Consider the following 12214-nt stretch of genomic DNA (forward strand, 5'->3'; position numbering starts at 1 on the left):
GTCTGGCACGCTTGACAGGGCCGACGCTTACGCCTCGCTGCGGTCCCCGTAATTGGCCAGTTCGTCACCCATGATGCGGGTGACGTGCAGCACGTTGGTCGAACCCGGCGTGCGGAACGGGACGCCCGCCATCAGCACGACCTGGTTGCCCGCCTCGGCGATGCCGTGGCGCAGCGCCATGCGCTTGGACTTGGCGACCATTTCCTCGAAGGATTCGACGTCGCGGGTGTGGACCGCGTGAGCGCCCCAGAGCAGGCCCAGCCGACGGGCCGTCTCCAGCTGCGGCGTCAGCACCAGCAGCGGCACCGAGGGACGCTCGCGCGCGATGCGGCGCGCGGTCGAGCCGCTGGTGGTGAAGCAGATGATCGCCTTGGCCGACACGGTGTCGGTGATCCGAGCCGCAGCCTCGGCCAGCGCGTCGGCGGTGGTCGGATCGGGGGTCATCGCGGTGAAGTGGACGCGGTCGCCATGGCCGGGGTCGTTTTCCACCGACACGCCGATCGCGTTCATCATCGCGACCGACTCGACCGGCCAGGAGCCCGCCGCCGACTCGGCCGACAGCATGATCGCGTCGGCGCCGTCATAGATGGCGGTCGCCACGTCCGACACTTCGGCGCGGGTGGGCGAGGGGCTCAGGATCATCGATTCGAGCATCTGCGTCGCCACGACCACCGGGCGGCCCATGCGGCGCGACACCTCGACGATGCGCTTCTGGAGCGGCGGGACGGCCTGGGGCGGCAGTTCGACGCCCAGGTCGCCGCGCGCGACCATCACGCCGTCGCACTGCTCGACAATCTCCTCCAGACGGTCGATCGCCTGCGGCTTCTCGATCTTGGCGAGGAGCGCGGCGCGTCCCTTGATCAGGCCGCGCGCCTCCATCAGGTCCTCGGGGCGCTGAACGAAGGACAAGGCGATCCAGTCCACGCCCTGCTCGACCGCAAAGGCCAAGTCCGAACGATCCTTCTCGGTCAGCGCGGCCATGGGCAGCACCACGTCGGGGACGTTCAGCCCCTTGTTGTTCGACAGCGCGCCACCGACCTCGACCAGCGTGGTGATCTTGTCCGCATCATGGAAGGCGACGCGCAGCACCAGCTTGCCGTCGTCGAGCAGCAGGCGCGCACCCGGTTCGATCGCGGCGAAGATTTCCTTGTGCGGCAGCTCGACACGGGTCGCGTCGCCCGGTGTCGGATCGCGATCGAGGATGAAGGTGCTGCCGGTTTCCAGCATGACCTTGCCCTCGGCGAACTTGCCGACGCGCAGCTTCGGGCCCTGAAGATCGGCCAGGATCGTGGTCGGGCGGCCGAACCGCTCCTCCAGGCCACGGATCGCCTGGATCAGGGGGATCTTCGACTGCTGGTCGCCATGGCTCATATTGATTCGGAAGGCGTCGGCGCCAGCCTGAAACAGGGTGGCGATCGTCTCGGGATCGCTGCTGGCCGGGCCGAGCGTGGCGAGGACGCGGACTTTGCGCGAACGAGGTGGGAGGGCCTTGGTCATGTTCACATCCTGCTTCTTTGCGGCCAGTGTCCTAAAGCCTAATGCGTTACGATCAACCTAGGAGCGACGAATATGAGCGATACGCTGGATGCGTTGAATGCAATCGATGACGCGGCGGCTGCGGCGGCGTTTCGTCGGCTGGTGATGCATTTGCGCCACCGTACCGATGCGCAGAATGTCGACCTGATGGGGCTGGCGGGCTTTTGTCGCAACTGCCTGTCCGACTGGGTGGGCGAGGCCGCCGGGGTGGACAAGGCCACCGCGCGGGCCGCGATCTATGGCATGCCCTATGACCAGTGGAAGGCCGAGCATCAGGCCGAGGCGACGCCGGAGCAGCTGGCACGCATGGCCGAGAGTGTGAAGAAGAACCGTTAAGCCCCGCTTGAGCGACGGCGCGGAAGCGCCTAGACCGCCCCCGATCCCGACATCCGCGCCGGACCGACCTTGCCGCCAGGCGGGGCCCGTGTCGTGGCGGCGGATTCCTGGGAGCGGACAGGATTTCAAGAGGGTTAGAAGACCATGGCGGACGAGAATTTCGACAGCAGCGGCAATGTCACGGCCGACGAGCTGCGCCTGCTGATCGAGCGAGCCGAGCGGCTGGAAGAAGAAAAGAAGGGCATTTCGGACGACATCAAGGATGTCTTCGCCGAAGCCAAGGCGCGCGGCTATGATCCGAAGGCGATCAAGAAGATCATGGCGATCCGCAAGAAGAAGCGCGAAGAGTATCAGGAAGAGGAAGCGATCCTCGAAGTGTATATGAAGGCGCTGGGCATGATCTGATCCCGGTTTCGGGTTTGGATATGCGAAGGGCGGCGGGGCTTGGCTCCGCCGCCCTTTCTGTTGGCGCGGGCGGTGGGGCGTGGCCTTCGACTGCGCTCAGGCTGAACGGAGCGTGGGAGGTTGGCCTGGCAAAATATTCAGCCTTAACTTCCGTTCCGCCTGAGCGAAGTCGAAGGCCAAGGGCCGACCCTCACCCCATCTCCGCCGCTTGGGTGGTCCAGCCCAGCCGCGGGATCGTGATCGACCGCTTCCCCGTCAGGTCCGTCCGGCACACGAACAGGTCGCGGCTCTCGATATAGGCGATCAGCCGCTTCACCCGGCCCAGCGAGCTGGTCCCGTACGTCTCGGCGATCTTCGTATCCGGCGGGCAGGGCAGGCCCTCTCGCGCCGCGCGGGCGACCAGCAGGAACGCCCCCAGCATGTCGTCGGGCAGCATCGCGGCCAGCGCCAGCGCCTCCTGCCAGTCGGGATCGTTGACGTCGAAAATCCCCGCCCGCGCGCAGGACAGTCGCCGCGCGAAGCCGTTCAGGTCGAGCGGCGGCCGGGCCAGCCCTGCCATCCGGCAGCGCACTTGGAAATCCTGGAACAGGACAGAGGCGGGGCGGAAGGTCGATTCGGGGTCCTCGACGATCGCGCGGAGCACTTGTTCGTAGATCGCCTCGACCTCGGCCTCGTCCATCTCGGGCGCTGGCGGCGCGGCGGTGGTCGGCAAGGGCGGGCGGCCGAGATCGGCCATCAGCTCCTCGGCGGGCACCCGGCGCGGGCGCGGGTCGAAGGTCATCGGCAGGGTCGGCGCCTCCTCGACCGGGGCGAAGAGCAGTTCCTGCAAATCGGGCGGCGGCGCGTCGGGCAGGGGGGTCAGCTTGGGACTGCCCGAACGGGCCGAGGTCTCGACCGCGCCGATCTTCACCGTGATCGGTCGCCGCGAAACGGCGGGGCCGAGCGCCAGGAAGGTGCCGCGCGCCAGATCGCGGATCGAGTCGGCCTGGCGCCGCTCCATGCCGAGCAGATCGGCGGCGCGCGCCATGTCGATGTCGAGGAAGGTGCGGCCCATCAGGAAGTTGGACGCCTCCGCCGCGACGTTCTTGGCGAGCTTGGCGAGTCGCTGGGTGGCGATCACCCCCGCCAGCCCGCGCTTGCGCCCGCGACACATCAGGTTGGTCATCGCGGACAACGAAGCGCGGCGGACTTCCTCGGTCACTTCACCGCCGGTGGTAGGGGCGAAGAGCTGTGCCTCGTCCACGACGACCAGCGCGGGATACCAATGCTCGCGCGGGGCATCGAACAGGGCGTTCAGGAAGGTCGCGGCGCAGCGCATCTGACCCTCGATCTCCAGCCCCTCCAGGCTGAGGACCACCGAGGCGCGGTGTTCGCGAATCCGCGAGGCGAAGCGCCCGACCTCGCGCTCGGCATAGTCGCCTGCCTCGATCACGACATGGCCATAAGCCTTGGACAGGGTGACGAAATCGCCCTCGGGATCGATGACCACCTGTTGCACCTGACCCGCCGACTTTTCCAGCAGGCGGCGCAGCAGATGCGACTTTCCCGACCCCGAATTGCCCTGCACCAGCAGGCGGGTCGCCAGCAGTTCCTCAAGATCGATCGGCACCGACGAGCCGCGCTCATCGGTTCCCATATCCACGCGTACCGTCATGACTGGCGTTTGGCCGATCAACGCCCCAAGGAGCAAGGCATTTGATTCCTTACGAGGAGCGCCAAGCCCATGGCCCTGTCGACCGCTGCCGAAATCGCCCGCCGCACGCTGGGCAAGCCCGCGCACGAACTGGACGAAGAGGAAGCCCAGGTCATCGCCGATATCGAGTCGGGCCAGCTCAGCGCACGCGACGCCGCCGATGTCGCGGACGAAACCTCGACCTGGGGCGAGAAGCTGGCGGACCGGGTGGCGGCGGTCGGGGGAAGCTGGGGCTTCATCATCGCCTTCTCGGTGATCCTGCTGGGGTGGATGCTGCTCAACTCGGACGTGCTCAGCCATTTCGGCATGGCGTTCGATCCGTACCCGTATATCTTCCTGAACCTGATGCTTTCGACGCTGGCGGCGATCCAGGCGCCGGTCATCATGATGAGCCAGAACCGGCAATCGGCGAAGGACCGGCTGGCCGCGAGCCTCGACTATCGCACCAATTTGCGCGCCGAGATCGACATATTGAGGCTGCACCACAAGCTGGACAACGCCGTCACCGAACGGCTCGATACGCTGGAGGCGAAGATCGACGGGTTGGCAAAGGCCCTTGGGCAGTCGTAAAGAGCCCGATCATCTCAAGAGGCACCGATGGCAGGCCACAGCAAATTCAAGAACATCATGCACCGCAAGGGCGCGCAGGATAAGAAGCGCTCGGCAGCATTTTCCAAGCTCTCCCGCGAAATCACCGTGGCGGCGAAGATGGGCACGCCCGACCCGGACATGAACCCGCGTCTGCGCGCCGCCGTCAACGCGGCCAAGGCGGCCTCGATGCCCAAGGACAATATCGCGCGCGCGATCGACAAGGCCTCGCGCGGCGACGGGGAGAATTACGAAGAGGTCCGCTATGAGGGCTTCGGCCCCGGCGGCGTCAGCCTGATCATCGAGGCGCTGACCGACAATCGCAACCGCACCGCGACGAACGTGCGCACCGCGGTGTCGAAGAATGGCGGCAATCTGGGCGCGGGCGGCTCGGTCAGCCATGGCTTCGACCGGATGGGCCTGATCAACTATCCCGCCAGCGCCGGTGACGCCGAAAAGGTGTTCGAGGCGGCACTGGAAGCCGGTGCGGAGGACGTGACTTCGTCCGAGGACGGCCACGAGATCTGGACCGCGCAGGGCGATCTGCACGAAGTCGCCAAGGCGCTGGAGCCGGTGCTGGGCGAGGCCGAAGGTGCCAAGCTCGCCTGGCGTCCGCAGACCATGGTCTCGGTCGACGAAGCGGCGGCGGCGACGTTGTTCAAGCTGATCGACACGCTGGACGACGACGACGACGTCCAGACCGTCTGGGGCAATTACGAAGTCTCCGACGAAGTGATGGAAAAGCTGGCCTGATCCCAAATCCTCCCCAAGCTTGGCTTGGGGAGGGGGACCGCCGGGCGAAGCCCGGTGGCGGAGGGGCAAAGACGGCGTACACTGACCCCTCCGGGAAAGCCCCAGATGACCCCACCCCCCGCCATCATCCTCGGGCTCGACCCCGGCCTCGGCACCACCGGCTGGGGGGTGATCGCGGTGGAGGGCAACCGGCTGCGCCACGTCGCCAACGGCCAGATCAAGACTGAGCCGTCGATGCCGCTCCCCCGGCGCCTCGCGAACCTGCACGCCGCGCTCTATGATGTGATCCGCCAGCAACAGCCCGACGGCGCGGCGGTGGAAGAGGTGCTGGGCAACAGCAATGCGCAGTCCACGCTGAAGCTGGGCCAGGCGCGTGGTATCGTCCTGCTGTCGGCGGCGCAGGCCGGGCTGATCGTCGGCGAATATCACCCCAGCATCGTCAAGAAGGCGACCGTCGGCACCGGCGGCGCGGACAAGAAACAGGTCCAGGCGATGGTCGGACATTTGCTGCCCGGCGTAAAGCTGACCGGCCCGGATGCGGCGGACGCGCTGGCGGTAGCGATCACGCACGCGCACCATCTGGCGAGCGCGCGGGCGATGCAGCGGCGTAGCGGCGGGGTCTGACACGCAGAGGCATCGGTCCAAAATGGACCGGATGCGTGCGGGACGGACTTTTGGTCCGCCGATGATTGGAGCATGATGGCTATTGCCTCATCCGCAAGCCGGATAGGGTCAGTCGTGGCGTTCGCGTTCGTTCGAAGTCGTTCGGGAGGACACGCCGTGAATAGCCGATATCGGGATATACCCGTGATTGCTTCGATCATGATCGTTGGAGCGGCAGCGCCCGCCGCCGCGATTCCGATCCAAGCTAATGGTGAATCTACGCCGACGAGCGGAGACAAGATCGATACCCAAACTGAAAGCGGAAAACGTCAATTTGCGCAGGACCAATGCAAAGGCCAGCAACCACCCGAAATACCTGTCGACAAATTTCCAGATAGCAGGCGTTTGAGCGAAGTTGTCGGTGTCTATGAATGCTGGCAGGCGAGGGTCGATAACGATCAGTTTTTCCATTTGAATGATTTATATGGGCGTTGGGTCGTCGAACTGGTCGATGATGACGGCGATGTCCGCGACTACAAGAAAGAAAGGCATAGCTGGGTCAGCCGCTTCTTCATGGGGCGGTCGCGGGGCGTCGTGACGTCGGTGCGTATCCGGATGCGCGACCCCGATATTGAATTCAACTTGCCCTTGGTGGCGGTCGATTACAGCGGCCAAAGCAAGCAGGGCGAGGCTTTTGTCACCTCACTGACCGGATCGGACATGAGCCTGCCGGACATCCGCCTGTCCTCCAACTCCAGCGTCACGATCGAGGCCATCGCGCGGGTCGCGGACGAGGTCGATATTCAACCTACCGGGCTTGTGCTGTCGGCCGTGCGAGATTCGCTGGCAGTGGCGGCGCCGGGGGGATCATTGCTTACTTCGATCAACCGCGAACAGGTTCAGCGGGTATCTTCCGCCTATGATGCGGCGCTGTCACGATTGTTGTCGACCTCGATCACCGAATCGATGTCTGCTGGCCGGCTGATGAGCGAGTGGTTCCCGGGGGCTTCAATCTTCGTCGCGATTTATCTGCCGGAAAAAATCCGAACCAGTCGCTGGAGTGCAAATGAAGAGCTGGCAGCCACCATCGGGCGCCGCCGTAAACTCGTTTACCGGATCAGCATGACTTGCCCCCGGCTTACGGTCTTCGATGTCATGAACGCCTGTCAAAAGGGCAATGAGAGCGGACAGCCGCTTTCCCCCGATCTGCGTACCTTGATTCGTCGCTCCGATGCTCCGAAAGATCCCGGCCATCCCGGCTTCGGCGGGGAGGCCTATCACGAGGCCGTCTGGCGGCTGCATGAACGGGTAAGCCCTTATCAGGTTCTGAATTTTCGTCTGGGTGTCGGCAAGACGCTGCGTCAATATCTCAGCGACCAGGAAGGGTTTCTGACCCTTTCAAAGGATCTTCTGACAATCTCGGCGGATGAACTCAGGGTAACGGCTGATTTTGCAAAGAATGACGAGGCGTCCACCGCGACATTTCCGGCCGAGTCGAATGCGAGCAAGGCTGCCGACCGCTTCTGCGCAGCGGTTTTCGACAGGCTATATTCTGCGGGACTATCGCGCCTGGATTCCCAGATCGGTCTATGGGCCGTGGTAACCGGGGTCAGCGATTTTGCGCCTTATCGTAGCGTTTTTCAGCGCGCGCCGGTTTGCCTCGACAATCTGCCAGGCTTTGGATGGCGGTATTTCCGTGCGCCGGAAAAACGCGTTGACCCGGCCAAGGGGATGACGGTCACGAAGAGTTCTTCTAACGAAGGGGCATGATCGCGCATCTCAAGGGACGTTTGGACTCCACCGGCATCGACCATGCGGTGATCGATGTCGGCGGGGTCGGCTATCTGGTCGGCGCTTCGGCGCGCACCCTGTCGTCTATCGGCCCGGTGGGCGAGGCGGCGATGCTGCATACCGAGATGCTGGTGTCCGAGGACTCGATTCGGTTGGTCGGGTTCGCCAGCGCGGACGAGCGTGACTGGTTCCGGTTGTTGACGGGCGTACAGGGGGTGGGTTCGCGCGTGGCGCTGGCGATCCTGTCCGCGCTGGAGCCCGCCGATCTGATGCGGGCGATCGCCAGCGGCGACAAGGCGATGGTTGCGCGGGCGAACGGCGTGGGGCCGAAGCTCGCCCAGCGGATCGTGATGGAGTTGAAGGACAAGGTCGGCGGCATCGTGCTCGCGCCCGGTTCGGGCGGCGGGGTGGCCGCGTCGGCCGGGGCTGGCGCGGATGCGGTGTCGGCGCTGCTCAACCTGGGCTTCCGGCCCGCCGAGGCCAATGCGGCCGTGGCGGCGGCGGAAGAGGAGTTGGGGGCGGGGGCGTCGCTGGATGCGCTGGTGCGGTTGGCCTTGCGCAAGGCGGCGAAGTAGCGGGGCGGGGATGTCCCGTGGGCTTCGACTTCGCTCAGCCCGAACGGTTATTGTAAATCCGACCCGCCCCCAAACCCCGTTCAGCCTGAGCGAAGTCGAAGGCTAAGGCTAAGGGAAGCCATCACGCCAACAGCCCCGGCACCTCACGCCCCGCAAAATGCGCCTCCAGGTTCTCCACCACCATTGCCGCCATAGCCGCACGCCCCTCCCGCGTCGCGCTCCCCTGATGCGGGGCGAGGACGACATGGTTCATCCGGCGCAGCGCATAGGGCACGTCGGGTTCGTCGGCGAACACGTCCAGCCCCGCCCCCGCGATACGATGCGACTCCAACGCCGCGATCAGCGCATCCTCATCGACCAGGCTGCCGCGCGCGACATTGACCAGCACGCCGTCCGCCCCCAGCCGATCCAGCACACCCGCATCGACCACCCGCCGCGTCTCGTCCCCGCCCGGCGCGGCGAGGAACAGCACGTCGCTTTCCGCCGCCAGCGTCGCCAGATCGGGCACGAAGCGCCAGGCCACGGGCTTCGCCGACCGCGCGGTGTAGAGGATCTCGCCACCGAACGGCTCCGCCCTCTTGGCGATCGCCTGTCCGATCCGGCCCAGCCCGAAAATCCCGATCCGCCGTCCGCTGGCGCGCCGACCCAGCGGCACGGTCCAGTTGCCCATCCGCATCGCCCGGTCGTTCGCCGCGATCCGCCGGTCGACGGCCAGCCACAAGGCGATTGCCTGATCGGCGACATCCTCGGTCAATATGTCGGCGGTGATCGCGATGCGGATACCACGCGCCGCGACCGCGTCATGGTCGATCCCGTCATGGCCGACGCCGTGGATCGCGATGATTTCCAGTTCCGGCAGCCGGTCCAGCAGGGCGGCGTCGACCGTCATCTGCCCACCGCCGACGATCGCTCTGGTGGTCGGCGGCGGTGCATCGCGGTGCAGCGTGAAGCGTTCGGCGAGCAGCAGCTCCAGGGCGGGCGAAACGGCGGTAGCCAGAAAAAGATCGTGCGGCATGACCCTGATGTAGCGCGTTTCCGTCCGTGAGTCCGCTATCCGGGGTTAAGCCACCGCACGGGTGATTGTCCCGGCCGCGCATAGCCTGCTATGTTCGTGCAATGTTCGCGGAGCTTCTCGACAGCCATGCCCCCCAGCCGCTAGGGCTGACCTCGTGACCGACCAAGACCGCCTGTTATCCGCCAGCCGCCGTCCCGAGGATGTCGACGCCGCGCTACGTCCCAAGAGCCTGGACGAATTCGTCGGGCAGCAGGCGGCGCGCGACAATTTGCGCGTCTTCATCCAGGCGGCGCGGGGGCGCGGCGATGCGCTGGACCATGTGCTGTTCTTCGGCCCGCCGGGTCTGGGCAAGACGACGCTGGCGCAGATCATCGCGCGCGAAATGGGTGTGGGTTTCCGCGCGACCTCCGGCCCGGTGATCGCCAAGTCGGGCGACTTGGCCGCGCTGCTGACCAATTTGGAGGACGGCGACGTCCTGTTCATCGACGAAATCCACCGCCTGCAACCGGCGGTCGAGGAAGTCCTGTATCCCGCGATGGAGGACCGGGTCCTCGACCTGATGATCGGCGAGGGACCGTCGGCGCGTTCGGTGCGGATCGACCTGCCGCGCTTCACGCTGGTCGGCGCGACGACGCGGCAGGGATTGCTGACCACGCCCTTGCGCGATCGTTTCGGCATTCCGGTCCGCCTGCAATTCTACACGGTCGAGGAACTGACCCGCGTCGTCACCCGCGCCGCGCGGCTGCTCGACCTGCCCATCGCCGAGGACGGCGCGGTCGAGGTCGCGCGGCGCTCGCGCGGGACTCCGCGTATCGCCGGGCGGCTGCTGCGCCGGGTGCGCGACTTCGCCAGCGTGGCGGGGCATGAGATCGTCCACGCCGCCGCCGCCGACCAGGCGCTCAACCGACTGGAGGTCGACGCACTGGGCCTCGACGCGATGGACCGTCGTTATCTGACGATGATCGCCGACGTCTATCGCGGTGGGCCTGTCGGCGTGGAGACGCTCGCCGCCGGCCTGTCCGAGCCGCGCGACACGATCGAGGAGGTGATCGAGCCGTTCCTGATCCAGCTCGGCCTGCTCGCCCGCACCGCGCGGGGGCGTATCCTCAACCCCGGCGGGTGGAAGCATCTGGGACTGAACCCGCCGGTCGGATCGCAGGATGGACTGTTCGACGCCTGAGCGGGCGGAGGCTGTAAATCGCTGAGATTGCATCCCACCTCCGTTCAGCCTGAGCGAAGTCGAAGGCCAAGCGGAACCGGCAGCCAAGCAACCCGGTGCATCACTCGCGCGGAACCAGTGGCCTTCGACTTTGCTCAGGCTAAACGGGGACGGGTATCGCGCTGAAAACGGACCCCCGCCGGTCGAAAGACCGATAGGGGCCAGGTGGGTGTCTCTCTATGCTGCGTTCGGCCCGGCATCTCGTTCGGTGGCAATCACGACCGCGCAACCCTATGACTCATCACGCAAAAGCGCAGAGCCACGGGCTTTGGGGATGATCGAACCGTCCGGAGAGGCAGGGCCGAGCCCGGGTAACGAACCCCTTTGGCTTCGGTTGCGCGCGAAGGACGATCAATTTCCAATCTATTCCTCCCCTTGTAGGGGAGGAATGACCGATAATGGCCTGATAGTATTACCCCCATAATACACTTGAACCCGGCGACCATCCCCTCCACACTATGGATGCGTATTTGGAGAGTTTGAGAATGGCCACGACCGCCGATACCGTGACCCAGGAAAAGGGGCTGACGCTGACGCCGCCCGATCCCGTGCCGACGGTGGCGCCCGCCCAGGCCGCCGGGCTGGTGCCGGTCGACGACAAGACGCGCACCCAGTTGGAGCAGAAGGTCGACGGCTTCGTCGCCGAGCTGATCGCGCAGGACGTGAACAGCCCCGAATTCGGCCGCCGCGTCGATGCGATCACGGCGATGGGGCAGAAGGAAATCCGCGAGGCGGCCAGCCAATCCAACCGCTTCCTCGATCGCCCGGTCAAGGCGATGGACGGCGAGACGGGGGTGGGCAAGGACCTGACCGAGCTGCGCCGCGTCGTCGAAAGCCTCGATCCCGGCCGCCAGGGCAATCTCTCCGCGCCGCGTAAGCTGCTCGGCATCCTGCCCTTCGGGAATAAGATGCGCGACTATTTCGACGGCTATCGCTCGTCGCAGACGCATATCGCGGCGATCCTGAAGAGCCTTTCCTCGGGCCGCGACGAACTGCTGATGGACAATGCCGCGATCGATACCGAACGCGCGAACCTGTGGTCGGCGATGGGTCGGCTGGAGCAGATGATCCATCTGTCCAAGACGATGGACGCCAAGCTGGAAGATACGGCCAACGAGCTGGATCATACCGATCCCGCCAAGGCCAAGGCGATCCGCGAGACCGCGCTGTTCTATACCCGTCAGCGGACCCAGGACCTGCTGACCCAAATGGCGGTGACGGTGCAGGGCTATCTGGCGCTCGATCTGGTCAAGAAGAACAATGTCGAACTGGTGAAGGGCGTCGACCGCGCCTCGACCACCACCGTCTCGGCGCTGCGCATCGCCGTCACCGTGGCACAGGCGCTGGCCAATCAGAAGCTAGTGCTCGACCAGATCACCGCGCTCAATACCACGACCGCCAACATCATCGATTCGACCGGCAAGCTGCTGCGCAGCCAGACCGCGCAGATTCACGAGCAGGCGGCGGCCTCGACCATTCCGCTGGAGACTCTGCAACGTGCGTTCCAGAACATCTATGACACGATGGATGCGATCGACAGCTTCAAGCTGAAGGCGCTCGATTCGATGAAGACGACGGTCACGACGCTGGGCAATGAGGTCGAGAAGTCGAAGGGCTATATCGCCCGCGCCGAGGGTGCGCAGAATCCGCAGCTGACCGGCGGGTCGTCGGCGTCGTCGTTCAAGCTGGAGGCGCTGTAA

General features: G+C 65.5%; 12 protein-coding genes. 9 read left to right on the forward strand and 3 right to left on the reverse strand.

Features of this window, described 5'->3' with window-relative positions; translation table 11 throughout:
- Nucleotides 1-27: 27 nt before the first annotated feature.
- The gene (gene pyk / locus ASF14_RS15630) at nt 28-1497 is read right to left on the reverse strand and encodes a pyruvate kinase (RefSeq protein WP_056437007.1); all 1470 of its coding nucleotides are present in this window, start codon (nt 1495-1497) and stop codon (nt 28-30) included.
- Between the two features lie 72 nt (nt 1498-1569).
- Here pyk and ASF14_RS15635 point away from each other — a divergent pair, with 72 nt between their 5' ends.
- Entirely contained in the window at nt 1570-1872 is a 303-nt protein-coding gene (locus tag ASF14_RS15635) for a DUF1244 domain-containing protein (protein WP_056437009.1), read from the forward strand.
- A 144-nt stretch (nt 1873-2016) separates the two neighbouring features.
- Nucleotides 2017-2277, forward strand: coding sequence for a DUF2312 domain-containing protein (locus tag ASF14_RS15640; RefSeq protein ID WP_037570224.1), 261 nt, complete (start codon nt 2017-2019; stop codon nt 2275-2277).
- 190 nt (nt 2278-2467) lie between these two features.
- Here the strand turns inward: ASF14_RS15640 and ASF14_RS15645 are convergent, their stop codons facing one another.
- Nucleotides 2468-3931, reverse strand: a complete 1464-nt coding sequence (locus ASF14_RS15645; protein WP_056437012.1) for an ATP-binding protein — start codon at nt 3929-3931, stop codon at nt 2468-2470.
- Nucleotides 3932-4000: 69 nt separating this feature from the next.
- Between ASF14_RS15645 and ASF14_RS15650 the strand changes: the two genes are divergently transcribed.
- The 5 genes from ASF14_RS15650 (at nt 4001) to ruvA (ending at nt 8280) form a co-directional block, all read left to right on the forward strand.
- Nucleotides 4001-4540, forward strand: a complete 540-nt coding sequence (locus tag ASF14_RS15650; protein WP_056437015.1) for a DUF1003 domain-containing protein — start codon at nt 4001-4003, stop codon at nt 4538-4540.
- Nucleotides 4541-4567: 27 nt separating this feature from the next.
- The gene (locus ASF14_RS15655; protein WP_056437018.1) at nt 4568-5311 is read left to right on the forward strand and encodes a YebC/PmpR family DNA-binding transcriptional regulator; all 744 of its coding nucleotides are present in this window, start codon (nt 4568-4570) and stop codon (nt 5309-5311) included.
- Nucleotides 5312-5416: 105 nt separating this feature from the next.
- Complete coding sequence (ruvC, locus tag ASF14_RS15660; protein ID WP_056437021.1) at nt 5417-5935, forward strand: crossover junction endodeoxyribonuclease RuvC; 519 nt, start codon at nt 5417-5419, stop codon at nt 5933-5935.
- A gap of 183 nt (nt 5936-6118) precedes the next feature.
- Nucleotides 6119-7684 carry a hypothetical protein gene (locus tag ASF14_RS15665; protein ID WP_156361228.1) on the forward strand — a complete coding sequence of 522 codons (1566 nt, stop codon included), beginning with the start codon at nt 6119-6121 and terminating at the stop codon, nt 7682-7684.
- On the forward strand, nt 7681-8280 hold the full coding sequence (gene ruvA / locus ASF14_RS15670; protein ID WP_056437027.1) for a Holliday junction branch migration protein RuvA: 600 nt from the start codon (nt 7681-7683) through the stop codon (nt 8278-8280). The genes ASF14_RS15665 and ruvA overlap by 4 nt, the downstream gene beginning before the upstream one ends.
- Before the next feature lie 121 nt (nt 8281-8401).
- Here ruvA and ASF14_RS15675 read toward each other — a convergent pair whose 3' ends face one another.
- Nucleotides 8402-9295: a 2-hydroxyacid dehydrogenase gene (locus ASF14_RS15675; RefSeq protein WP_056437030.1), complete on the reverse strand. Its 894-nt coding sequence runs from the start codon at nt 9293-9295 to the stop codon at nt 8402-8404.
- 154 nt (nt 9296-9449) lie between these two features.
- Between ASF14_RS15675 and ruvB the strand changes: the two genes are divergently transcribed.
- On the forward strand, nt 9450-10475 hold the full coding sequence (gene ruvB, locus ASF14_RS15680; RefSeq protein WP_056437034.1) for a Holliday junction branch migration DNA helicase RuvB: 1026 nt from the start codon (nt 9450-9452) through the stop codon (nt 10473-10475).
- Nucleotides 10476-10999: 524 nt separating this feature from the next.
- Nucleotides 11000-12214, forward strand: coding sequence for a toxic anion resistance protein (locus ASF14_RS15685; protein ID WP_056437037.1), 1215 nt, complete (start codon nt 11000-11002; stop codon nt 12212-12214).

The organism is Sphingomonas sp. Leaf257, from assembly GCF_001422185.1.
In the GTDB taxonomy this organism is placed as follows: domain Bacteria; phylum Pseudomonadota; class Alphaproteobacteria; order Sphingomonadales; family Sphingomonadaceae; genus Sphingomonas; species Sphingomonas yabuuchiae.

Excerpts from the sequence above, each read along its gene's own strand:
- pyk (WP_056437007.1), bottom strand. The coding sequence starts at position 1,497 with ATGACCAAGGCCCTCCCACCTCGTTCGCGCAAAGTCCGCGTCCTCGCC.
- ASF14_RS15635 (WP_056437009.1), top strand. The coding sequence starts at position 1,570 with ATGAGCGATACGCTGGATGCGTTGAATGCAATCGATGACGCGGCGGCT.
- ASF14_RS15640 (WP_037570224.1), top strand. The coding sequence starts at position 2,017 with ATGGCGGACGAGAATTTCGACAGCAGCGGCAATGTCACGGCCGACGAG.
- ASF14_RS15645 (WP_056437012.1), bottom strand. The coding sequence starts at position 3,931 with ATGACGGTACGCGTGGATATGGGAACCGATGAGCGCGGCTCGTCGGTG.
- ASF14_RS15650 (WP_056437015.1), top strand. The coding sequence starts at position 4,001 with ATGGCCCTGTCGACCGCTGCCGAAATCGCCCGCCGCACGCTGGGCAAG.
- ASF14_RS15655 (WP_056437018.1), top strand. The coding sequence starts at position 4,568 with ATGGCAGGCCACAGCAAATTCAAGAACATCATGCACCGCAAGGGCGCG.
- ruvC (WP_056437021.1), top strand. The coding sequence starts at position 5,417 with ATGACCCCACCCCCCGCCATCATCCTCGGGCTCGACCCCGGCCTCGGC.
- ruvA (WP_056437027.1), top strand. The coding sequence starts at position 7,681 with ATGATCGCGCATCTCAAGGGACGTTTGGACTCCACCGGCATCGACCAT.
- ASF14_RS15675 (WP_056437030.1), bottom strand. The coding sequence starts at position 9,295 with ATGCCGCACGATCTTTTTCTGGCTACCGCCGTTTCGCCCGCCCTGGAG.
- ASF14_RS15685 (WP_056437037.1), top strand. The coding sequence starts at position 11,000 with ATGGCCACGACCGCCGATACCGTGACCCAGGAAAAGGGGCTGACGCTG.